Here is a 24,017-nt window from a genome sequence, read left to right on the forward strand (position 1 = left end):
AATCCGTTCGATGCTTTGTCTTTTTTAGAATAACAAGAATAAAAGCCGCTGACTATTAGGGAATCACCTAATAGTCAGCGGCTTTTCATGTTCCATTCATTTATTTCTCTAGTTCTTTCTCTTTCAATTTCTGCTCATTCGTTAACTTTCCTTTAGTACTATAGGATTCAAACACCACTAAAATAAGACCCATGGCAATAATCGCTTCTAAAATGAAATTGATAATTTCAACTTCTCTAGATTCTCTGATTCCAACAGAAAATAAACTGATGATCCACAAGAATACAAACATTACGAGAGCAAGCAGTGCGGCTGCTACGATGAATCCTCGAATCTTACCACCTTGGGTTTGTTTTGTTTCTTCCATATTGCTTTCACGGTTTTGCTCAATCGATTCTTTATTTTCTGAAGTATTTTCATCTGCGCAATCTTTTGGTGCATACTCTTGCAAGAGCGATCTCAAATAGAGTATAACTTCTTTTTCTTGATAACCTTTGATCGATTGATAATTGAAATAGACACCGTTTTGGGCTTGAAATTTTTGGTTCAATTTACTTGTCTTGATTCCTAGTTCTTCATAGATCTTGTCATCATTAATAAAAATAACGCCTTGTTCATATGCATAGCTGATACTTTCAATGTTATCCCAAGGAATCGAATACTTTGCTTTGTTTGTAAAAATTGAATAAATCGTTAGTTGTTCTGGTGTCCAACTGATCACCTTTTTCCCTTTAATGCTCAAATAAATTCCTTTAATAAAATAATAGCCAAAGAAAAGAACACCTGCAAAAAAGAGTAACATGATGAATGTTTCATTGATACTCATTAAAAGACCACATACCATTAGCCAACCAAAAACGCCAAAAAAAGAAATTAAAACGGTTCTTCCTAAAGTTTTGTTTTTCTTTTCTATTAAATACTGTTCACCCATTTTTTTCCTACCTTTTTATTTATTCTTTTTACTCAATAAATTGACTAACGCTTGTTTCTTTCCTTTTACCGCAGCAGGATCTGTCCCATAAGAAGATAGTGCAATCAAATAATCCTCCTGTTCAATCGTACTCATATTATAAAAGTCACTGTTTTCTTTTTGGCTGCAATCATTGACCCATTGATACGCTTTAGCATCTTTGACGATTTGTTGATTGATCGTTTTAGAATCTGTACAGGCAAAAATCAGATGGGCTTCTTTGATCCTTTCAGCAGTGTAAGTTGCTGTGATTAACGTGGTATTCACTAATTCATTGAATTCAGGCAGAAAGGTTGGTGCAACAAGCGTTACTTGTCCATGAGCTTTTAAAATCTCTACTGTTTTTCGTAACGCGATTCTTCCGCCTCCGATGATTACGATTTTCTTACCTGTCAAATTAAGCATTACTGGATACATGCGACGGCCTCATTAACGATTTGTTCCAAATCAAGTAATATTCGTGGATCGAATTCTAACGTTCGTGTGATCGTAATCTCCGTTGTTGGAAAGGTTTCGTTTAACTTATTTTTCATGATCGTAATCAAATGCCCATCAAATAAAAAGAATGGTACGATCACTATTTTTTGCTTCTCTATTACTAGCTTTTTACTATCTAACAAATAATCTTGTTGCCCTTTTAAACTTGTTGGAATAATTGAAAACCCGACTTGCTGCTGGATTTCCTTTGCAATTTCAATTAACACTTGTTGCGGCTCATCCGTTTGCTTTGTTCCATGAGCCACTAACATACCTACTAATTGCTCATCTGGATAAGCGTCGGCGACTTCTTGGAAACGTTCTAATAAGACTTGACGGCTCCCTTTCTTACTACCAAATGTTTCCGTTTGACTAAATTGAACCTCTGGATGCTGTGTTTTGACTGTTGCAAGTGCGGCGGGAATATCCACTAAAGCATGTTTGGCGGCGAATAATAATACTGGTACAACGATTATTTTCGTCACCCCTTTGTTGATCATTTCTGTCGCAACGCTTGGAATCGTATCTGGATGATTTTCTAAAAAAGCTGTTGCTTGGTAAAACTTTGGATCTAGCCTTTTTTCTAATCGTTGAATAAAGTCCATTGCAGCTTGATTTTTTTCAGCTTTTTGACTACCGTGAAAGATATAAAGAATTCCGATCATTTTTCTCACCTCATAAGTCGATTAATTGATGTTTCATACTATATTGCAATAATTCGCTAAATGTTTCAACTTCTAATTTTTTCATTACGTGGGATTTGTGTACCTCCACTGTTTTAACAGAAATAAATAACCGTTCAGCAATCTCTTTGTTGCTATAACCTAAAGACACAAGCGGTAAAACTTCACGTTCTCTTTTGGACAGACGCTTGTATTTCTCATCTTTTTCCTCTTTATCAACTTTTTTTAGCCAATAGTTTTGCTCATACGAACCAAACAATGGATCGATCACAATGTTTCCAGCGGCGACTTGCTGGATTGCCTTTAATAAGACAATATCTTGCGAGCTTTTAAGAATGTATCCCATTGCACCGTATTTTAACGCTGTGCGAATATATTCTTCCTCATCATGCATACTCAAAATAATCGTCTTCACTTGAGGAAAATGCTCTGTAATACGCCGTGTTGTTTGTAAGCCGTTTTCACCTGGTGGCATCCTCATATCCATCAAGACAACATCCACAGGATATTTCTCAAGTAGTAAAAATGCTTCAGTACCATCTGCGGCATCCCCTACCACAGTAATATCCGGTTGGCTTTCTAGTAACAAACGAAGACCACTTCTAACTACTGCATGATCATCTGCTATGATAATGTTCATTTGAGAACCTCCCATTGAATAGGCAAACGCAATGTCACAACGGTTCCTTCTGATTTTTCCGAGTGAACTGTTAGATGCCCGCCAATCGATTCTGCTCTTTCCTGCATATTTAAAAGACCTAAACCTTGACTAAATTCGGTCACTTTTTGGATGTCAAACCCTTTGCCATGATCTCGAACAGTTAGAACGAGATGTGCTGCTTGTTCGCTTAGTGTAACAAACAATTCATCTACAATAGCATGTTTGATACTGTTCATGACACTTTCTTGTAAGACGCGGTAGGTAATTGTTTCCACACGATCAGGAAAACGTTTATTTTCGATCATCGGAATAAAATGAATCACTACACCCGTTGTTTCTGTCAAACGATGCAATAAAGTCTCGATTGCTGGAATCAAGCCTAGGTCATCTAAAGCTGTCGGCCGTAAATCCATCGCCAGCTGTTTCACCTCACCGAGTAAGGCAACAAAATCTTCATCGATTTTTTGTAGTTTTATTGATAAGTCCTCTGTTTGCTGACACCATTTTAACTGTCTCGTTTCCAACATCAGACTATAAATACTTTGAGCCAGTCCATCATGCAGTTCTTGAGACAATACGCGACGCTCATTTTCATGTGCTTGATTGACGTATTCAATCAAACGTTTATTTTGAATCACTTGTTGCAGACGATCTTCAACCGCTAAACGACGAATACTCAGCAAGGTCTTACGTTGATCAATCATCGTATAACTACCGCTAAATTGCTCTTGTCCACCTTTTAAGTTTTCTAAAACCAAAGGAAAGGCCGCTTGATCCCAATCAGCTCTTACCTCACAATCTAGACATTTCTCCATCGTAGAATGAAGCATACAGCCTTCTCCTTTAGCAATCTCTAGCACTTTTTCTAAAGGCAACAGATAGCTAGAAGCCAAGTCGTTCGCCGCTTTATTCTGCCTAATACACGTATTTCCATCAATTAAAAAAAGTGCATCTTTAGTTTCTTCAAATACTTTTTCCATTATGCTTATTTCCATTTTTTTCACCTATAAATAAACAACAAGTTCATTTGTTTTGTCTTTAGCAACAGTCAAAAAATCTTCTGTAATAATTGTTTTTTGTCGATAGCCGATGAGCAGAACCCCCTTCACTTCACCATTCTCCAATGATGGAAAGGCTGCAACCGTTTCTAGTTTTTCCAGCCGTGTAATCGGCAGTTCAATTAATTTTTCCGGTTGCTTTTGTAATTCTGTCGCTTGGTATGCTCGCCCAGTTCGCCAAACAATACCACCAATACCTTTCCCAACTTGCAGCCGAATCCGTTGATAATGTTGATTAGTATTTCCAGCCACATAATTCCAACGGATCACTCGGACTTTAGTCACCTCATTAATTGTGGACAATGCTAAAGCAACAAAATCAACGTGAAGTTCCTCTTTTATTTGCTCGATTCTTCGTTGAATCTGATCCGTCATTTGACTACTCCTATTCCCTAATTTTTGATAAAAAGCTTGTTTTCTACTAAATCTTCTCTTATTCTTAAGCCAACATATCTTATTTTAGAAGGATTTTTTAATGAAAACAACCACTACTTTCAGTTCCAAGCATTTAGTAATGATCATTACGATGACTGTTTTTTCTTTTTCTAGTATGACGACAGCTTTTTTCTTAATGGGCATCAAAGCGTTTCCGTATTTTATCGGTGCAGCTCTGTTTTATTTTATTCCCTATGCTATCATTATAGCAGAATTTACTGGGGTTTATAAAAATCATATTGGCGGATTGTATCACTGGCTGGCTGGTCATCTCTCTGAACAAATTGCGTTTATTGCTGCTTTTTTATGGTATTGTAGTTATTTTATTTGGATGATCAGTTTATTTATGAAGATTTGGATTCCTGCATCGATTTTACTTTTTGGTGAAGATTTAACAAAAAAAAATACGACGAGCTCTTATTTTTCAACGTCTAGCATAATCGGTTTGTTCTCTATTCTAGCAGTTGTAGTAATGCTCTTTTTTGTGAGTAGAGGCTTTAAAGGGATTGCATCTTTATTATATTTAAGCGGAATTATGATGACTGTCTTACTTGTTGCAAGTCTTGGCGGTAATTTATTGCTATGGATCACCAATCGCCCTGATATCCTACCAAACCTTACGGCTAGTTTCAAAGTGATTCCGACAGACTCGTCATCTGAACAAAGCTTGGTCGGGCAGTTGTCTTTTCTGATTTTTGCGATTACAGCCTTTGGTGGTCTAGACACAATTGCAAGCTTAGTTGATAAAACAGGCAAACAAAAAAAACAATTTCCCAAATTATTGATTTTCAGCAGTTTTTTCGTTGTTAGTTGTTATTTTTTAGGTATTCTTTTATGGAGCGGCGGAACAGATTTAGTTCGTTTAAAAGCCAATAATAGTATTCATTTAGGGAATTTAATGTATGAATTAATGGAACAGTTAGGCTATGCTTGTGGTCACGCACTTTCTTTATCAGCTGCACACGTTCAATTATTAGCCCAAGTACTTACTCGTTTTACTGCTTTGACGCTATTACTTTCTTATATTAGTTTATTATCGACGATTTTTTATCTGCCGATTCGAACGCTTGTAGAGGGGACCCCTAAGCATTATTGGCACCCTCGTTTAAAACAAAAAAATAAACATGATATGCCGATTTATGCCTTGCTGATTCAAGGGGGACTGGTTAGTTTGTTTATTTTAGGTATTAGTCTTGGCAGTCACTATGTTGTCTTTTTATATAACCAACTGACGCTGATGACAAATCTTTCCAGAGCTATTCCTTATTTATTAGTGGCGCTTGCATACCCAGCCTTTAAGAAAAAACAATTAAAAGACAAACCAGAAACCGTTCTGATTCATTCAAACGCCTACGCTGTTTTTCTTAGTCGCAGTGTGATCATCAGTATTAGTTTAGCTATAGGCTTCCAACTTTATCAGCCTCTCTCTCAAGGAAATCTACTACAGAGTCTAACCTTATTGATGGGGCCTTTGCTATTTACATTGCTTGCTTATTTTCTTTATCAACGGTTCCACAGAAGAAAAGAATTAACGCAAAACAGTTAGGAAAATTAATTTTCTTTGACTGTTTTTTTTTTAGCTAAAAAAAGTAATAACAAGCGAAATAACTATGTTTCCTGTAGAATACAAAGGAAACATTTTTTCATTTCTTATATAAAAAATGAAGGAACCGTATTTTTTTGTACAGGGGGAATCTTTTTGTTTGATTTAGAAAAAGTCCAGTCGTTAAATGAGCTAGAAATTCTTCTTTATCACTATGTTTTGGAACATATGGATAATATTCCAAAGCTGACGATTCGTCAACTTTCCACAAATGGTCATGTATCCACTTCAACGATTCTACGTTTTTGTTCAAAAATGGGCTTTGATGGTTTTTCTGAATTGAAATACGCTATCAAAAATGGCGAAGAACAACAACCTTTTTTGACCAATTTTACGCTGCTACGATACACGTTGATTCTTTTTTAAAGCGCCTTAATCAACAAACGTACTATGAAACATTGAAACTTGCAATCACGATGATCACCTCCGCTCGTCATGTCGTTTTTTCAGGAATTGGCACCAGTGGGATTTTAGGAACATACGGCAGTCGCTATTTTACAAATATGGGTATCAATGCTTATAGTATCGGTGATCCATTTACCCCAATTCCTCAAAGAGGTTTTGAAAATACGTTAGTAATCATTTTATCTGTTTCAGGAGAAACCTCTGAGCTCATTAAACAGGTCACTGATTTTAAACGGTCAGGAGCTAAAATACTCAGTATTACTAATGATGAGCATTCAACGATAGCTCGGTTGGCTGATTACAACATTTCTTATTACATGCCTGATGAACGATCGATTTACACAGATCCGTATATCAATATCACCACACAAATTCCAGTTGTGGCCTTGATTGAATTACTAGCTCACCAATCAAGTAAAGAGCTTGCTGAAAAATCTGATTAAAACAGGAACTTGCCTGACTAAAATTTTGACAAAATGAAGTAGAATTGCTATGGTTTCTGAGATGATGTACCTCCTGTTTTTAGCAAAACCTAAATCAGTCGTTAAAGTACATCGGACTAATATAAAAGAGGAGCGTGACGATCTATGTCTTTTAGTATCGAGTATTTGAATAGCCAAGAAATCACTGGAAAACAGTACAAGTTCGCTATTCCTAAAACCCCTGAAGATTTTACTGAAGTCAATAATCAGAAATTAGAGATTTTACCTACTGATAAAAAGAAGATTCAGGCCTTTATTATGAATGATCCCGATAAACGTAACGGTACGTATAAATACTTTATCGAAGATAATGACGGAAATCGAACCTTTACATTAGCTAGTGGTACATATGCAGTCTTCACAAATCCTTGGGAAACGTTAGCAGATATCGATCATTTTATTGGTGCCTGCTATGGTGAGCTTTATCAAACCATTGAATATGATATTGGCGGAACAACTAACATTCAGTTACTTGATTTTGAACATAAAAAAATCACCTTAAAACTCCCTGTAGTTAGAAAATAACTATAAGACCTGAAAGAAAATGGCTTTTTACTTTTTCTTTCGGTCGTATTTTTGATTGCGTTTGTTTTTTTACATGGTACATGTTTCTCAATAGGCTCAACCTATTTTCAATACGTAAAAATTCTTTTATAGCATAATTGTAAACGCATTCACAAAAGTTAGGTCATAGCGGCCGCTTATTGAAAAAACTACTACAAGCAATTATTTTCCGTCACTTTAGTTAACCAAAGGAGAGGTTTAGAATGAATGAATGGATCAATGAAAAAGTTCTACCACCTGTTTTAAAATTCGTTAATACGAAAGCGGTTACATCATTAAGAAATTGGTTTACCTCGCCTTCAACTCCTCCTCTTTGAATCTCTTCAATCCTTTTCGGTACAATTTTCTAGATTTTGGAACGCAATTTACGTTTTATTGATCTTTTTTTGAGAATTTCATCAGCTTCATCCTGACTTTTAACTATGGTTACGTTTTTTAACAAGGAAGATTTAAACGGCTCATATTCACCTGTTTCATTAACAATGACTTTTTTTATCTTTTAATACTGTTTTTAAAGCATTCATTTTTTATCATCACCTTGTAGCCATGTATAGGCATGCTGAATCAAAGCATATTCCCAAAGATAAGAGTGCTATTAAATTATTATTCTTTTTTTCTTCATGTTGATTCCTCTTTAATCATCGTAAAGGGTCATGCTGAAAAAACTTAAAACAGATTAATACTTTTTTCATTGATTTTGGTCGATCACTAGGAAAAAAACTGGATACTCAAATGCTCCTTGATTCTGCACTGGATTTAGAATAGAAGAAAAAAGAAAAAAAGAAGCCTTAGCATGAGTATAAAAGCATTAAGTCTATGATTGAGGAGAATTGATAGGAAAAGTTTATATGAAACCCTACTTTGATTGTCCAACTTGTAAGCGTAGATATGCACCATCTGAAGGAAGTTACATAGAAACCAAAAAATAAGAAAAAGAGGGACTGTAAAGAATTTTGTTTAAGTTCTTTACAGTCCCCTATAGATACTATGAAAGGAGCAAATATTCTTTTTTGATGGTATTTGCTCCTTTCAATTTTTTACGAAATACTTACTAAATTTCATATTTACTTTTAAAAATATAAATATTAAATTTTCTTAAATCATGTAGTTAACTTTTTTTCCTTATCAAAAAGATACCACCACTAAATAAAATCATCAAAATGCCTAATATAGAGATACTTTGATAAATTTCATCACCCATTTTAGGAAGATCTTTAGAAAATGTTTTTCCTTTAGATATCTCCCCACCTGTATTTACTTGGTCGCCTGCTGTTGGTTGGTTAATTGTTGGTTTGTGTGAATCTGGCGTTCCTATGTTGCCTGTGTCTCCTTCACCGGTTTCACTTTTTGGTAATACCGTTACTATCGTTGGCGTGCCTACATTTTCTCCTGTACTTGGCGTTGCCGTGATTACTTCGCCTGCTTCTAGTGGACGGTTTGTATCGATCTTGATACTGCCATCTTCTCCTACTGTACCGGTTCCTAATTCAGTTCCACCTTGATCAGTAATCACGATGGTATCTCCTGGGGTTCCTGTACCAGTTACTACTTGGTCGCCTGCTGTTGGTTGGTTAATTGTCGGTTTGTGTGAATCTGGCGTTCCTATGTTACCTGTGTCTCCTTCGCCGGTTTCACTTTTTGGCAATACCGTTACTGTTGCTGGGGTTCCGATATTTTCACCTGTACTTGGTGTTGCCGTGATCACTTCGCCTGCTTCTAGTGGACGGTTTGTATCGATCTTGATACTACCATCTTCTCCTACTGTACCAGTTCCTAATTCAGTTCCTCCTTGATCAGTGATCACGATGGTATCTCCTGGGGTTCCTGTACCAGTTACTACTTGGTCGCCTGCTGTTGGTTGGTTAATTGTCGGTTTGTGTGAATCTGGCGTTCCTATGTTGCCTGTGTCTCCTTCGCCGGTTTCACTTTTTGGCAATACCGTTACTGTTGCTGGGGTTCCCACTTTATCTCCTACGCTAGGAGTCACTGTGATTATTTCCCCTTTTTCTAACGGACGATTCGTAGCAATTTTGATACTGCCATCTTCTCCAACAGTACCCATTCCTAACTCAGTACCTCCTTGATCGGTGATAACAATCGTATCTCCTGGTTGACCCGTTCCAGATATTTCTTGCTCACCTTCAGTAGCTGGTGAAATGGTTGGTGTTTCCGGCGTAGCAGCTATTCGCTCAACTTGTATCGCATTAATTTTATCAATCCACTCTTGTGCTTTGGTAGAAATGGCTGTTCCTTCTGAAGCAAATACTTCTGCTTTAGCTTGAGTAAGATAATCTGCTACTTTTTGATTTGCTTCTTCCTTTCCACCTGGAACAGCATCTGTGATTGCATTAATTTCAGTTGTTTTATTTGCAACTGTTGTATTTAATTCACCAAACCATGTATTCTGGTCTTTTTTATCTGATAACATCGCATCTAAGACAGCTCCATCTGGAAAATCGGGTGAAATAATAGTGTCATTTTCAGGATACAATAAATTGGCTTCGTAACTATTTGCTAATTCATTGGCTTTGGAAACATAAGCCTCGTTCGTTTTGATTTTATAGTTGTCATCAAAGTTATTTAACGAATTAATCTGTCTTTGAAGTCGCCTGATAGCTATTTCCATCTCTCGAATTACATCACTAGTCCCAATAGAAGTCTTAGAGGTAGTCCCATCTGTATAAGTAAATATTATAGGATTACGAACATAACTATCTTGTGCTTGACTTGTAGGGTTCACAGTTAAGGGCGGTTGACTCGTTAGAATTGTATAACTGTCTGATGAAGAATCTTGAACAGGTGATGTAAAGGAACTAAGCGTTCTTTGTCCAGAGCCATTACTAAACGTCACTGATCTAATTGTTTTCCCTAGACTATTAGGAACTCTAATTTCCATACTTACACCAATAGTACCACCACTTATAATTATTGGATTTCCATTATAATAACTTGGCGTATACTGGCTACTTGCTTCATCAGCATATGCAAGAATACTATGTCCATTAGCGAAGTAATCCATCATAATATTCACACCAAAAATAGTTGTGACGGCATACGAAAATACCCATATTTTTTTTACTTTTCTCATTTTAAATCGATTAACTTTTTTTATAGGTCTTTTTTTCAATATTTCTTTCATACGTTCAATTTGATAAATTCTCTGTTTTTTATCCAAAATAATTACCTCCAATGTTATATTCAATCTTTTTTTAGAAATAAATACTCAATTATTTCAATAAAAACACGCTTACTTTACAATAATTATGTATGTAATACAAATAAAAAGATCAAAAAGATGGTTTTATTTAAATTTTTCTAAAAAATATTTTGTTTAAATAGAAATTTAAAATAAAAAAAAGTCTATTTTGTAACATTAGAGTTACAACAATAGAAATTTTTTAGGAAAATTTTCTTATGACCAATTTTACAACAGAAATTATGAAACCACTAATTGCCAAAGATGATTGATTTGCGGCTTCTATAGTAGATTATAATGAACAACTTATCCATATTTTCATTATAGGAGCCGAGAAACACTATAAAGTTTAGAGCCTATTCCCCTTCTCTAGCGTAAAAATCTTATCATAAGAACAAGGAGAAATGCGGGAAAAAGAGGATATTGGATCAGTCACCCTATAAAGAAAAGATTCGTAAGTTACTTTTTGAAGAATAGTGGTCTCCAGAACAGATAGCCAATAGAATTAATTTAGAAAACAATAGATCTATTATTAGTTATCTTACTATTTATCGTTCAATCTATAATGGTCTATCTAATCAAAGTTTTCTAAAGGAAGTCCTGCGGTTAGAAAATTATTAAGACGAAAAGGAAGAAAATCAGTGAATGAAGAATTGGTGATTGTCGTAGAAGATTCACGGATGTGGGAACGATCCATGAACGTCCAGCAAAGGCTAAAATAGAGAAGAAATTGGTCACTGGGAAACCGATACTGTCCTGGGAATCCGAGGAAAATCATGCCTTATAACACTAGTTGGTCGGAAATCTCTTTTTTTGCTAGCTGGTAGAATCCATAAAAAGAGAGTGTAAAATGATGATTTTTATTCCTATTTTTCATTATTATAAGATACTGTTTACTTATATCAAATAACCCTAACAAAACATTTTCTTCTTTTTTAACTCTTTTTCCTACCTTCTCCCTAAGGTAGGTCTTTTTTGTTTACCAGGAGTTAACCATCCTTTTTGAGAAATATTTTTTTTAAGTAGTTTACAGGTTTTGAAACTTCTATAACTGAAGTTGCTAACATGAAATCTGTATGTTCTTCTGGATCTAAAGTTATTTCTTTTTCACCTTCAATACTCCCTTCATACACCAATCTAGTAAAAATAGTTTCCTTTCTTGAATCATAATTACTATCTTCATGAATAATTTTCTCAATATAAATTTTTAGACCTGTTTCTTCATATGCTTCTCTTATAGCAGTTTGCTTTGGTGTTTCTCCTTGTTCGACTGTTCCTCCTGGTATATCCCAAAAACCTGCTAAAAATTCTCTTCTCCTCGTTTTATCGTTGACCTCTTTATGAAAAGATATTTATCGTCTATTTTCAATAGTATATGCGCAATTAATTTATTTTTTACCAAGTATTCATCCTCCGTAAGTTTATTTTTTGAGTTTGGCCCTTGTCTTGGCATTGTTGCTCATTCGTTTCTAAGTGTATTTTCCCTAGTGGATCTCACTATGGAGCCGACAGCAATCAACTACTTTCTCAAACGATCCTTTTTGTGAGAAACTAGATATCTTGACTAATTGACTCTATGAATTCAAACCTTCCATTTGAATATTCAAATTTTAAAATACAGCAGTTCGTAAATTTAATTGTTTTAATTTGTTCTTGAGATAACCATTTTTGTATAAATCGATACATTGAACCTCCATGACTAACACATAAAATATTCTTATGACTTTCTTTTTTCATTATTTCAGTCAAAGTATCATTCATTCTTTCTTGTACTATTTCGCTAGATTCTCCACCATAATCTACAAAAAAATCTCCATAAGAAGTTTCACCGGGTTTAATCTTGGGATTTAACTCTTCACTTTCACCTTCAAATAAACCAAAATTCCACTCTTTTAATCCTTTTAATCGAACAACATCTTTATGTTCACAAACTATCTCAGCAGTATCAACTGCTCTTTCTTGTGTTGATGAATATACATGGTCAAACGTAATTTCTTTATCTTTAAAATAATTTTTTGCAATATTCGCCTGTTCGATTCCCATCTCAGTTAAAGGAGAGTCACAAGCCCCTTGAATTTTACCTCTTAAATTAAATAATGTTTGCCCATGTCTCATTAAATATAGCGTTTTAATTGTCATTTCCTCCTATTTTTAGATATATTTTATTTATCATTTTTTTGAGAATCTATACCTATCATTTCCAATTTATACTTGATTCACTATAATCTATCTTCAATTTTTTATTTCTGTAAGTATATTCAGTTTAAATAACCTCTAGATTTGATTTCAAAATACTATATAAGTTCTTCCCTTTATTTTGATGTTGCTTGCGATTAATGATGTTTTTTATTCATTATTCTAAGGTACTATTTACTTATACCAAACAACCCTAACAAAACATTTTTTCCTTTTTTAACTGCTTTTCCTACCTTCTCCTTAAGGGAGGTCTTTTTTGTTTACCAGAAGTTAACCCTCCTTTTTGAGAATCGCACCTTATGCACCTAACTGTCATTATTCTTAAAGTATGTAGCTAAGTCTGAAGCAACAGGAACAAATCAAAACCATTGAATATTAAATGTACTCATTCCACAGTCCTTATCACCTGAAGTAAAGAGAAAAACTTCTTACTCTTCAATCATATCTTCTACCAACTTCAATAAAGTTATATTTTCATATACATACTTCGCTTGATCATCATCTTCCATCATAATACATAAAGCTTTTTCCATAATACTTCCTCCTTCAGTTCTATTGGTTATTAAAAGCAGTAGGAGACTTGCATGCGATAATTTTCAGGTGTTGCATTTTCAATGTTTTGGTTGTTGAACATAATTGAACCTTTCGTTGTTGTCAGTATAAAAGCCAATATTTTAAGAAAGGTACTTTTCCCACTGCCTCATGGTCTAGTGATAATTGTGTGGCTACCTTTTTCAAACGATGTGGTGATATCGTTTAGGATTAATTGTTTTTCGTGTTGAAAAGAAGAGTGAGCATTTCTTTTGATTGTTATTAAGAACGTATACCCATTTTTAATTATTTTTTCAGTAAATATTCTTCCTTATTATCTTGCCAGTCGGTCAGCACTTCTCATAAGACTATTTTACGCTCCTTGAGTTCATTTGTTAATCAAATAAATTCATTTTTTTCAATTTTTCACCAAAATAAGTAGATAAACCCACCCTTATACACCTCTCAGACAGATTTAATTTCTGCTGAACACAAGGACAGAGTAAAAATGTTATGCATAAAAAAAGTCGCACAAAAAAACTCTATACACACCTTGACTAAATCTATCAAGATGCGCAGAGAGATCTCTATTATTTTAAATATGCCCACGTGGCTTCAGTTTCTTTTGAAAACGAAATAGTGGTTTGTTCTGATTCTAAGAAGACCCTAAAACTAAAAACACGTTCGCCTTCATTCAAATACAGTTCTATAAAACTATTATCAACAAACACATCAACTGTGATATTATTTGCTAATTCAGCTATTTCACATGTTCGTTTCATACCATATTCGGTATCAATTTTTTTGGCTAATTGGCCACGATCAATTGTTACTGTTTCTTTTTTTTCATCTAAATTCAATTGCCAAAAATCATCTTTTGTACCAAAGCAAATAGTCGACTCTTGTTCTTTGTTCAATTCAAATTGAAGATGATAATAGGGATATTCTAAAAGAAGTTGGTTAGTTCTTATTGTTTGTTTATCAGTAAACTGTTTTTGTACTTCTTCTGTTGGAAAACGTCTTAATTTTCCATCCACTAGTCTCATTTCTTGTGCAGTCGTTAATCCATGTTTCCAACCTTCAGTGTCAATTGGATACACTTGCTCACCACAGCCAAACCAACCAAAAGTTAATGGCAACTGATTCTTTCCATAAAATGATTGAGGCGCATAATAATCAAAGCCAGCATCCAACTCATCCACATGCTCTAATGCAAACGTTCTTTTTTCAACATCCAATTGTCCTACTAAATAAATGGAAGAAAAGCGATTTTGGTAACGATACGTTTCTTTCTCATAGCCCATCGGTGATAGAAATAAAACATCTTTTCCATCAATCGTTACAAGGCTCGGACATTCTAACATATAACCTTTATCGATCGGTAAATCAATCGTTCCTTGATACGTCCAATCCACTAAATTAGTACTCTTATACAAAAGCAATTCACCAATGTCACCGAAACCTGTTTGTTCTCCCTCCAAAAAACGACCTCCGCCAAGTAACATATAAAAAGAACTGTTACGCTCAAAAACAAAAGGATCTCTTAATTCTTGACTAAATCCTTTCGGTGCACCCTCAAGGATTGGATTCTTCGGATATTTAGTAATCGTTCCTTTTTTATCCATGATCGCCAAAGCTTGCTTCGCTACTTTCCCTGTGTCTGTTTTATAGTTCGCTGTATAAAACAAATAGAGTTCGTCATTGTATTCGAAAGCATTACCAGAATACGCACCATTTTTTTCATATTCTTCATCAGGAATAAGAGCAAAACCTTCATCCTTGAATTTAACTAAGTCTTCTGAAGTAGCATGTCCCCAATGTTTCATTCCATGAAAAGAATCAAATGGAAACCATTGATAAAATACTTGATACTTGCCATTAAAATAGCTCAAACCATTTGGATCATTCATCAAGCCTGTCTTGGGGTATAAATGATACTTTGGGAGATAGGCGCTCTCTTTTATTTTTTCTTCTAATTGACTTAAATGTTCTTGCCATTCCGTCGTATAAAATGTATATTTTTCAATTTTTTTACTCATCAATTGCTCTCAGACGTCCCTTCTTTTTATAAGGTACTACCTTTTCCTATTTCTGCTCCTTTTACCCCTTTAACACGATTCCAAACAATCAAAATAATAATTGGTAAAATAAATGCCATTAAATTTCCGATGATATAAAAGATCAATCTAGGTGGGTATACGATCGTCAAACCTGGTAGACCTGTTAAAGCAAAACTTGTTGCTTTGACATCAAATATTTTCATAAAAGCACCACCGATCCCTGCTGAAAATGAAGCAGCAAGAAATGGAATGATCGAGTCACGTAAATTGACTGCAAAAATAGCTGGTTCTGAAATACCAAATAATGTTGGAACAAAGCTAGACATTGCTGTTTCACGACGCTTAGAATTTTTCTTCGCAAGGAAAAACATGCCCAATGCTGCTCCACCTTGTGCGATGATTGAAACGGACCATAATGGTTGAATGTAGTTGAATCCTGTAGCTACCACTAATTGCGCTTCAATAGCCTGGATCGCGTGTTGTGTGCCCGTTACAACAAGTGGCTGAAGCAATGCTGCAAAAACAAAGGCACCCACAAATCCTGTTTTGTTGTATAGAATATCAATGATCCATCCTAATCCCGTGCCGATTGCATTACCGATCGGACCAAATACTAAGAATAAAGCAAGAGCAGAGAATAAAATCGTAACTGTCGGTACCAAAATAAAACTCAACGCTTGTGGTGTTTTTTTCTTCGCAAATGCTTCTGTTTTTGATAAGAACCATGCTGTTAAAATTGCTGGAAACACGCCACCCTGGAACCCAACTTGTGGGATGGATAACCCAAATACATGCCAAGAGGATAAGGTATCATAATTGCCCAAGACAAAGTCATTACGATTCATCAAATCTGGTGTAATCATCACAAAACCTAACACTAAACCTAAGATTGGATTTCCACCAAATCGTTTGGTTGCTGAATACATGACTAAGACAGGAAGATAAGCAAATGTTGTCGCAATAACGCCTAGAAAACTAGCTAAATCTTGCGCCCAAAGCCATTCCTCCGCCATTGAGCCGCCTAAAAAGCCAAATTGTGTCGTTAATAGTGACTTCAATCCTAAGATCATCGCTGCCCCAACAAAAGCCGGAATGATTGGAATGAATATATCAGAGAATACTTTAAATGCTTGTTGTAATTTATTCTGTTGCTTCGTTCCAGAGGCTTTTACATCTTGCAATGAAGCTTCCTTTATCCCTGAAACTTCTTGAAATGCAGCAAAAACCTTTTCTACTGTTCCTGTACCAAAAATAATTTGTAGTTGTCCACTATTAAAAAATACTCCTTTAACGCCTTCAATATTTTCTAATGTTTCTTTATTATAATTATTACTATCATTCAATACTAAGCGTAAACGCGTAACGCAATGAGCAGCATTCGCTATATTTTCTTTTCCCCCGACACCTTCTAAGACTTCTTTAGCAATTTTTTTATAATCCAAACTATTCATCTCCTTGATTGTTTTAGAAAAACCTTTTTTGGAACGTTCCATATACAATTATTATAATACTTGGAACGTTCCAAAAAAGCAAGGGCTTTCAAACAAAAAAAATTGGATTTATTTTTCATCCAATTTTCTAGTCGTCTTAAATGCTGTAAACTTCACTGGTAATATATGTTTCTTTTGTATAGCTAAGCTATCATCAAATTCCACTAACTCTTTCACACTTAAATGAGCAATCTCGCGTACATCCTGAGACATTGTTGAAATAGTCAATGACTGATTAGAAAAGCTTCTAGCACCATCGAAACCAACTAATTGTACATCTTCTGGAATCAACCAAGGTAAATGTGCAAATGTATTAAAAACAAATTCTGCATATCGATCTGTTACAGTAAAAATCCCATCAAAAGGACAATTCTCTGAAAATTTTTCAGTTAGAAATAGATCTAGTCTTTTGGGAAAATCAATTGAGTTTCCTTTATCTAAATAAACTTCATATTCTAATTCATTATGAGTACAATAATCAATAAAACCATTCATTCGTTCAAAAATACCTAAATTATTAGGTAACTCTCTTAAAATCAACAGCAGTCGTTTTGAACCTCGTTTATGCAATTCTTCTGCTGCTTGTCTAGCGCCACCAAAATTGTCACTTGTTATAAATGGAATAGCACTATTAAAATAACGCTCAATTGAAACAATCGGTATGTTTGAAATAAGATAGGGTTCTATATCACTGTAGGAAATAGTCAAAATTCCTTTGACTTTCTGTTCTTGCGCCATTTTTATATAGTCTAACTCCAAATTATAATCATTTTGAGAATTACATAATAACATTTTAAAATTTTGAATTTGTAATTCTAATTGGATATAGTATGCCAATTCAGAAAAAAATGGCGTCCATATCGTTGGTAATATAAATACAATGATGTCACTTTCTTGTTTTTTTAATGATCTAGCCGCTTGATTTGGTATATAATTCAACTCTTCAATTGCTTTTTCTACTCTAACAGCTAATTCTGGCTTGATTTTTACGTGATTGACATAATTTGATACAGTTCCTCTAGAGACGTTTGCTTTTTTTGCAACATCATTCATATTGACCATTCACCTTCACCTCATTAGATAGTATATCATAATAAAAAATGTGGCATGATTATTTTAAGCTGTTATTCATGTTCATTAGCAGAAGATTAAACATTTTTTGATAACAAAAACGATTGTTTTTAGAGTAATCGCTTAATCCTTTTGTCACAATACTTCTCTACTGATCTTTTTAAAAACATGAATCGTTTTTTTTACTCCTAAGCTAACAATTTTTTCGCCTTTTCTTGATTAGATAGAAAATACTCAACATTATCAAATAACATGCAGGTACTATTACCCAAGACATATACAAAAATAATCCGATTCCCAGCATAAATCCCTCAGTTATTCTAGCAAATAGAAATGGGTAAATACCATACCAATCTACCACATAACTAATCACCCCTGATAGCAAACCTGTTATATATAAGTTTGGTCCAAACTTTAAATTTTTCCATACTCTGTTCGTTAAATAATAAATCAAAATATGAATTATACCTATTTCTACAAATACAAGAAAAGGAATGAATGGAATAATCATTATTAATCTCCTTACTTTACTGATCGCTTTTGGTAAATCTAAAACTGTGAGCTCTCATAAAAGTTGTTATGGGAGTTGGTGCAGGAGCAAACCAATAATCTGTATAGTCGGTAACTAGAACATCATCTTCTGTAACGACTATTTTTACTATATTGTATTTTGTCCAATACCCTTTCTCAAAAAATTCAATCAACACACTATCTCCATCATTCAATGGTTTTCCATTTCTATCTCGATAACCGCTACATTTACTATCCACTTGTTTACTCCTTTAGTGATCGTTTTTGGGAATTCTATCTTCTTTTTTCTGTAAAGCTTTATATCTGTTCATTAGTTTTCCTATTTGTTCCAATTTCTCTAAGTCTTTGTCAACATTCCCTGAAAGAGCCTTTGAGATTTTTTCTCTTTCAACTAGAATTTGTACTTGTTCATTTGTAAGTATAGCCCGTTTTAATAACTTCTAGATTTGATTTCAAAATACTAAATAGGTCCTTCCCTTTATTTCGAAGTTGTTTGCGATTAATATATAAGACAACTTTTTCATTACTAAAATCATGGTTCAGTTTTATGTTACCTTTTGTCCCTGAAATTCCATCGGAAAATCTAAACGGTTTTGATTGTCGAATGATTTTTTTTATTGGAAGGGCATTTTTATAATTAAGTTTAGCATACTTGTTGGATACAGTTATTCCAATTATATATTGGGAAGAAAGACTTCCTGGGATTGAAACATTTTCATCAAAAATAGTTAATATCTCGGACCAAGGCACAAAAATTGTTTTTCTAGAAAAGTTGCTTACCACTCCGTCAGGTAGTATTTGAATTATTGGTTTTCCTTTCAGAATTAAATTTATTACAAAATTGCCATAGAAGTTCTTGGTGTATAGCTCAGTTATTTTTCTATTTCTTGCTTCTCCCATAACTACAAAATACCTTCCATGTTATTCTTAGGAGTATTAGCTATATTGATTGATTTTGTTTTATTTTCCATACAAGACTTATCCTCTCTTAGTTGTTGATCCTTTTTGGTATAACTCATCTTTTTTTATCTGGAAATAGGATTTCCGACAATGTAATTACTATCAACAAAATTACTGATAGTTGGATCGTTTTAAGAAAATCTTTTTCTTCTACGAAAAAATACAATCCTACAAAAAACAAGAAAAAAAACACCACATATCTTATTATTTTATTTTTCACAGTATCCTCCATATTACTCTTTTTTAATATTATTTACTTTTTCTTATTACTATACATTGCTAGTGCTACGGAACTAAAAAAATCTCCAATTGTTGCAAATAAACCTTCCATATGATTCACCTATCTTTCTTTTCATAGTTTGAGATTTCATACATGTAGCTATCGATCCTTTTTGAGGAATAATTTTTTTATTTCAGAAATTCTATACTAATTCATCACAATTAATTCAAATTTGAATTGTATTATTTACTCATACTTAACAAACAACCCTAACAAATAAAACTTTTTCATTTTTAACTCCTTTTCCTACCTTCCCCAAAGGTAGGTCTTTTTTAGTTTATAAAGAGTGAATCATCCTTTTTGAAAAGTAGTACTCCGGAAACACGCAATAGTACACAAAGAATTATTATCACTATTGAAACAGCTTCAACCACTTCACTATACATTTTCTAGATGCTCTTATAAGAGTGAATAGACCCCACATAACTACACCTAAAATTAATAAGCTCAATTAAAAAAATACTATTTCGTTTACCTTCAGATATTTTGGTACATAATGCATGTTGCTATTTTTACCGAAAAAAGGCAACGTGTCAACATACCATTAAAATTGAACATTTTTTAATTTTCAGAAATCATATTAATCAAAGTAGCCCACATACCAAGAGATATGTGGGCTACTTTAGTTAATCACGATTATGTTTACAACTGTGTTAAATGACGATATTAGTTACTTTTTTTGCGTTTAAGAGTTAATACATAAGCTCCACCTGCTAGTAATGCCATAGAACCAATTACTGTTAGCAATGGTGAGTTCGTTTCTCCTGTTTGTGGCAATCCAGCAATTGCAGAAGCTGAACTAATTGGTGTTGTTTTACCTGTTGGTTTGGTATATGCTCCAGGTGAACTAGTCGTATTTGTAATTCCCGTTGAACTAGAGCTACTAGTTGTAGTTGAAGAAGTAGTATCTGTAATGCCTCTATTATTAATCGTTAGTGTAATAGTTTCTTCTGCTAAATAACGTTTTTGACTAGCACGTGTGGTGGCCTCTACATAATATCTAATTTGGTGAACACCCGGTTCAGCTAAAGTATTTCCCACTTTATATACTTGAATTGGGTCACCAATAACTTCAAAACCAATTTTTAAACCATCCACATTTTCAAATGTCGCCCAGTTCAAAATATCTTCTTCTGTTAATTTATCACCGACATACATTGTTTTATCTGAAACATTGATAGTTGGTTTAAGTTCTTCAGAAGTGCTAGAGCTTGTAGAATCTGTACTTGATGATTCAGATTCAGAAGTGCTAGAACTTGTAGATTCTGTACTTGATGATTCAGATTCAGAAATGCTAGAACTTGTAGATTCTGTACTTGATGATTCAGATTCAGAAGTGCTGGCGCTTGTAGATTCTGTACTTGATGATTCAGATTCAGAAGTGCTAGAGTTTGTAGATTCTGTACTTGATGGTTCACTTACGTCTAAGGGAGAAGATTTTACAAGTTCTAATGCACTATTGATAGCATCAATATGTCCTGGTAGAGTAGTCTCTGAAATATATCCATTAGTGATGTCACTTTCAGCAAATCCTATATACATGTTTAACGTATCTACAGGTCCTTTTTCATACTTGGTATAGTCTACATAAGGTTTAGCTCCATCAATAACAGCTTGTAATTGTGCGACTAAATCATTAGTTGATGTCGAATCTGATGTGGATGCTCCTTCTGCAAATACTTTAGACGGTAACGTAACAGTTGTAGCTAGCGCTGAGCTACATAATAAGGTAACCCCTAATAAACTTAATTTCTTTTTCATAAAATAACTCCTTTTTTTCATTAATATAATTAATTTTACCACTTAACATTATATATTCAATAGTTTTAGAAGAAATTAATTAGAAAAAAATAAGATTTATTCAAAACTAGCAATCAATATAAATTTCAACTTATATTAGTTATGAACTTAATAAAAGTAGGTAAGACACTTATACCAAGTAAGTATATTTAGCTATATCAAAAAAACAAATGTTCTTGGAACTACTAAAAAGACACTATGATCTTATTCATAGTGTCTACATTCTGAGAGTTACTGCAATGATTTGCAAGCAACTCTTTTAATCATTCGAAAGAATCAAAGTACTTTTCAACTTTTTCCAATTCTTTATCATCATATTTTTCATATTTCTTTGCTTCATGAAGAATCTTTTTGATTTCGTGAATTGCTTTCTTCTCTGCAAACCATTTTTTCATTTCATGTTTTTTATCCACATCTTCATCTAATGTGTCAATTTTTTCAAGATCAGTATCAAGCTTCTCTACAGCTTCCGCAATCTTTTCAAGAACTTTATCTTCTTTTTTTTCGTAATCTGTCATGCTAAATTACCTACCTTTCTTTTATTAATATAATAGTATCACACTTCTACATTTTTGGTTAACAATGTATACCAATAATTTTGCATCAAAAACGAATATTTTTGGGAATCACACATTTCTTTGAATCAGCTCTATTATTGTTCAAATTATGATTGTAAGTTTTGATAGCGCAATTAGCAGAAACAAAAAGGATAATCAGCTAAGGTTGGCTCTATACTGTCTGATGTTGGTAAGAACTCACCGACATCTTTTTTAATAAAAAATAATAGAAAAGGCACCCTGATATCCTTGAGAATTAAGTCGACGAAAACCAATCAAAAGGGGAAATCAAGATGTCCTATACAAATCTTATCAAAAATACCCTAGATATTCTAGACTTAAACATTACTTTCAATGAAAATTCTTTAAAAAAAGAACGCATCAAAGGACGAATCTACCACGTATTTTCTGGTACCTTGGATTATTTCGCTCACTCCTGTCCTCATTGTGGTACTAATGAAAACGGATCGATTATTCTTTGGAGTTTTATAACCTGTCTGTCTGATTTTTTTACTACTTGTTCTTTAAACGCTGTTGGATTCCCACCTTTGATCCGGTTCAATAGATTAGTGAATTGTAAAAAAACACCTCTTGTTCATCCTCTTCATCGACTACTCCATCTGCTTCTAGTTGTAGATACACGATTTTACTAGTCTTAGTTTGGATCTTAGAAACGACCCAAATCAAGGCACTAATTTGTTATTCTTACTCCTGATTCAATACTTCGTCTTGCATCATCCCACTCGCTTTCATAAACATATACGTCACAACAGGACCTACAAAAGTAAAGCCATGCTTTTTCATATCTTTGGCTACATTTTTAGATAGTGGCGTGATATTTGGTACTTCATATGCTTCTTCATACACATTCAACTGCGGAACACCGCCAACAAAATCCCACATATACTCAGCAAAACTACCATATTCTTTTTGTACAGCTAAAATCGCTTGCGCATTTTGGATCGTAGCATTGATTTTTCTTGGATTGCGGATCATTTCGGGATCTTGCATGATTTTTTCCACATCATCCGGCATCATCCCTGCAACTTTTTGGATGTCCATATCATGGAAGTTTCTTAAAAAAACCTCTAATTTCCCAGCTGCTGCTTTCCAACTTAAACCAGCTTGAAAGGTTCCTACCGTTAACAAGATAAAAAGGAATCGATCATCATGTGTGGGGTTGCCCCACTGGTTATGGTACCAGTCGAATTTTGACGGTTGGCTCTTTTTCATATCTTTCTCCTACACATAACTTTTTGCTTATCATACCATAAAAATGAAAGGTGATAGTTTAACTATAACTAAAAATATTCTATTGACTATTAAGACGAGTGGTGATATATTTATAACCAAGTTACAAATATATCACCAGGAAGGATGTACTACTTATGAAAACTAAAATGAATCTAACTGGAAAAATCTATACAATTGAACTTTTGAGCGGAATGATTTTTTACAGCATAGGAATTCTATTTATTACGCCACCAACAACTCCAGAAATTACAAAATATCTAGCAATAGGTTTAATGATTCTTGTCTTGTTAATAATAATGGTCGTAACTATTCTTACTAATACGGAAAAACTGGATGAACGTGCATTAAATAATTTTTATAAATCTAGTAACATAACTTTTTTCTTCATTTTAATAGTTTTACTTATAGGAGGAGTAATCACACAGTTTATCCCAATAGACATTAAACTTTCAACTTCTATAATTTCATTTATACTCGCTGTAGTTCTAATACTTCATGGTTCAACCTTTAGATCCTTAGAAATATCAGGTAAATAACTCATGGGCAAAATAGAAACTACTTTAAAACAATACAGAGAAGAAAAAGGTCTGACTCAAAAAGAACTTGCGGAAAAGGTTGGTGTTCGACGTGAAACTATCCTTCATTTAGAAAACAACAGATATAATCCATCCTTAGAGCTAGCTCTGGAAATAGCAAGTGTATTTGGTGTAACTGTTGAAGCACTATTCAAATTAAAATAGCGAATCTCTAAAT

20 protein-coding genes and 4 pseudogenes are annotated in these 24,017 nt (G+C 33.9%); 6 read left to right on the forward strand and 18 right to left on the reverse strand.

Translation table 11 applies throughout. The features are described from left to right. Positions 1–100: 100 nt before the first annotated feature. The 6 genes from IGJ55_RS13480 to IGJ55_RS13505 are packed head-to-tail and all read right to left on the reverse strand — an operon-like array spanning position 101 to position 4,224. Positions 101–931 carry an STM3941 family protein gene (locus IGJ55_RS13480; protein ID WP_430606635.1) on the reverse strand — a complete coding sequence of 277 codons (831 nt, stop codon included), beginning with the start codon at positions 929–931 and terminating at the stop codon, positions 101–103. A gap of 15 nt (positions 932–946) precedes the next feature. Next, entirely contained in the window at positions 947–1,387 is a 441-nt protein-coding gene (locus IGJ55_RS13485; RefSeq protein WP_430606636.1) for a precorrin-2 dehydrogenase/sirohydrochlorin ferrochelatase family protein, read from the reverse strand. After that, on the reverse strand, positions 1,375–2,112 hold the full coding sequence (locus IGJ55_RS13490) for a sirohydrochlorin chelatase (protein WP_429948814.1): 738 nt from the start codon (positions 2,110–2,112) through the stop codon (positions 1,375–1,377). Before IGJ55_RS13490 ends, IGJ55_RS13485 begins: the two co-directional genes overlap by 13 nt. A 10-nt stretch (positions 2,113–2,122) precedes the next feature. Further along, complete coding sequence (locus IGJ55_RS13495; RefSeq protein WP_069638990.1) at positions 2,123–2,770, reverse strand: response regulator transcription factor; 648 nt, start codon at positions 2,768–2,770, stop codon at positions 2,123–2,125. After that, positions 2,767–3,771: a sensor histidine kinase gene (locus IGJ55_RS13500; RefSeq protein WP_430606637.1), complete on the reverse strand. Its 1,005-nt coding sequence runs from the start codon at positions 3,769–3,771 to the stop codon at positions 2,767–2,769. Before IGJ55_RS13500 ends, IGJ55_RS13495 begins: the two co-directional genes overlap by 4 nt. Before the next feature lie 24 nt (positions 3,772–3,795). After that, entirely contained in the window at positions 3,796–4,224 is a 429-nt protein-coding gene (locus IGJ55_RS13505; RefSeq protein WP_430606638.1) for a GAF domain-containing protein, read from the reverse strand. Positions 4,225–4,324: 100 nt separating this feature from the next. Here IGJ55_RS13505 and IGJ55_RS13510 point away from each other — a divergent pair, with 100 nt between their 5' ends. The 3 genes and pseudogenes from IGJ55_RS13510 to IGJ55_RS13520 all read left to right on the forward strand — a co-directional run bounded on the left by IGJ55_RS13510 (position 4,325) and on the right by IGJ55_RS13520 (position 7,299). After that, complete coding sequence (locus IGJ55_RS13510) at positions 4,325–5,830, forward strand: amino acid permease (protein WP_429948810.1); 1,506 nt, start codon at positions 4,325–4,327, stop codon at positions 5,828–5,830. A gap of 153 nt (positions 5,831–5,983) precedes the next feature. Further along, positions 5,984–6,735, forward strand: a pseudogene (locus tag IGJ55_RS13515) (MurR/RpiR family transcriptional regulator). A gap of 144 nt (positions 6,736–6,879) precedes the next feature. After that, positions 6,880–7,299: an effector binding domain-containing protein gene (locus IGJ55_RS13520; protein WP_430606639.1), complete on the forward strand. Its 420-nt coding sequence runs from the start codon at positions 6,880–6,882 to the stop codon at positions 7,297–7,299. A 1,147-nt stretch (positions 7,300–8,446) separates the two neighbouring features. Here the strand turns inward: IGJ55_RS13520 and IGJ55_RS13525 are convergent. From IGJ55_RS13525 to IGJ55_RS13575, 11 genes and pseudogenes are all read right to left on the reverse strand, one after another. Next, complete coding sequence (locus IGJ55_RS13525; RefSeq protein WP_430606640.1) at positions 8,447–10,513, reverse strand: Ig-like domain-containing protein; 2,067 nt, start codon at positions 10,511–10,513, stop codon at positions 8,447–8,449. 1,010 nt (positions 10,514–11,523) lie between these two features. Continuing rightward, positions 11,524–11,987 (reverse strand): annotated as a pseudogene (locus IGJ55_RS13530) (NUDIX hydrolase). Positions 11,988–12,085: 98 nt separating this feature from the next. Then, complete coding sequence (locus tag IGJ55_RS13535) at positions 12,086–12,673, reverse strand: histidine phosphatase family protein (RefSeq protein WP_242550990.1); 588 nt, start codon at positions 12,671–12,673, stop codon at positions 12,086–12,088. 619 nt (positions 12,674–13,292) lie between these two features. Beyond that, positions 13,293–13,418: pseudogene (locus IGJ55_RS13540) on the reverse strand (spermidine/putrescine ABC transporter ATP-binding protein); the annotation flags it as partial. A gap of 433 nt (positions 13,419–13,851) precedes the next feature. Further along, positions 13,852–15,300 carry a glycoside hydrolase family 32 protein gene (locus IGJ55_RS13545; RefSeq protein WP_430606641.1) on the reverse strand — a complete coding sequence of 483 codons (1,449 nt, stop codon included), beginning with the start codon at positions 15,298–15,300 and terminating at the stop codon, positions 13,852–13,854. A 26-nt stretch (positions 15,301–15,326) separates the two neighbouring features. Further along, entirely contained in the window at positions 15,327–16,763 is a 1,437-nt protein-coding gene (locus IGJ55_RS13550) for a PTS transporter subunit EIIC (RefSeq protein WP_429948804.1), read from the reverse strand. A 117-nt stretch (positions 16,764–16,880) separates the two neighbouring features. Next, positions 16,881–17,873: a LacI family DNA-binding transcriptional regulator gene (locus IGJ55_RS13555; protein WP_430606642.1), complete on the reverse strand. Its 993-nt coding sequence runs from the start codon at positions 17,871–17,873 to the stop codon at positions 16,881–16,883. Positions 17,874–18,409: 536 nt separating this feature from the next. Further along, positions 18,410–18,652, reverse strand: a complete 243-nt coding sequence (locus IGJ55_RS13560; RefSeq protein ID WP_430606643.1) for a hypothetical protein — start codon at positions 18,650–18,652, stop codon at positions 18,410–18,412. A 169-nt stretch (positions 18,653–18,821) separates the two neighbouring features. Then, entirely contained in the window at positions 18,822–19,313 is a 492-nt protein-coding gene (locus IGJ55_RS13565; protein WP_069638977.1) for a hypothetical protein, read from the reverse strand. A gap of 1,006 nt (positions 19,314–20,319) precedes the next feature. Continuing rightward, positions 20,320–21,414 (reverse strand): LPXTG cell wall anchor domain-containing protein, encoded by a 1,095-nt coding sequence (locus IGJ55_RS13570; protein ID WP_430606644.1) that lies wholly within the window; start codon positions 21,412–21,414, stop codon positions 20,320–20,322. 302 nt (positions 21,415–21,716) lie between these two features. Beyond that, complete coding sequence (locus tag IGJ55_RS13575; protein WP_069640214.1) at positions 21,717–21,971, reverse strand: hypothetical protein; 255 nt, start codon at positions 21,969–21,971, stop codon at positions 21,717–21,719. 332 nt (positions 21,972–22,303) lie between these two features. Here IGJ55_RS13575 and IGJ55_RS13580 point away from each other — a divergent pair. Further along, positions 22,304–22,510: pseudogene (locus tag IGJ55_RS13580) on the forward strand (ISL3 family transposase); the annotation flags it as partial. Positions 22,511–22,715: 205 nt separating this feature from the next. Here the strand turns inward: IGJ55_RS13580 and IGJ55_RS13585 are convergent. Next, on the reverse strand, positions 22,716–23,243 hold the full coding sequence (locus IGJ55_RS13585) for a DNA-3-methyladenine glycosylase I (protein ID WP_430606645.1): 528 nt from the start codon (positions 23,241–23,243) through the stop codon (positions 22,716–22,718). 155 nt (positions 23,244–23,398) lie between these two features. Between IGJ55_RS13585 and IGJ55_RS13590 the strand changes: the two genes are divergently transcribed. Both IGJ55_RS13590 and IGJ55_RS13595 read left to right on the forward strand, forming a co-directional pair. Beyond that, positions 23,399–23,800 (forward strand): hypothetical protein, encoded by a 402-nt coding sequence (locus IGJ55_RS13590; protein WP_069640212.1) that lies wholly within the window; start codon positions 23,399–23,401, stop codon positions 23,798–23,800. Positions 23,801–23,803: 3 nt separating this feature from the next. Then, entirely contained in the window at positions 23,804–24,004 is a 201-nt protein-coding gene (locus IGJ55_RS13595) for a helix-turn-helix transcriptional regulator (protein WP_069640211.1), read from the forward strand. Positions 24,005–24,017 lie beyond the last annotated feature (13 nt).

The sequence above is a fragment of the Enterococcus sp. AZ170 genome, assembly GCF_050545135.1.
Lineage (GTDB): Bacteria > Bacillota > Bacilli > Lactobacillales > Enterococcaceae > Enterococcus_L > Enterococcus_L ureilyticus.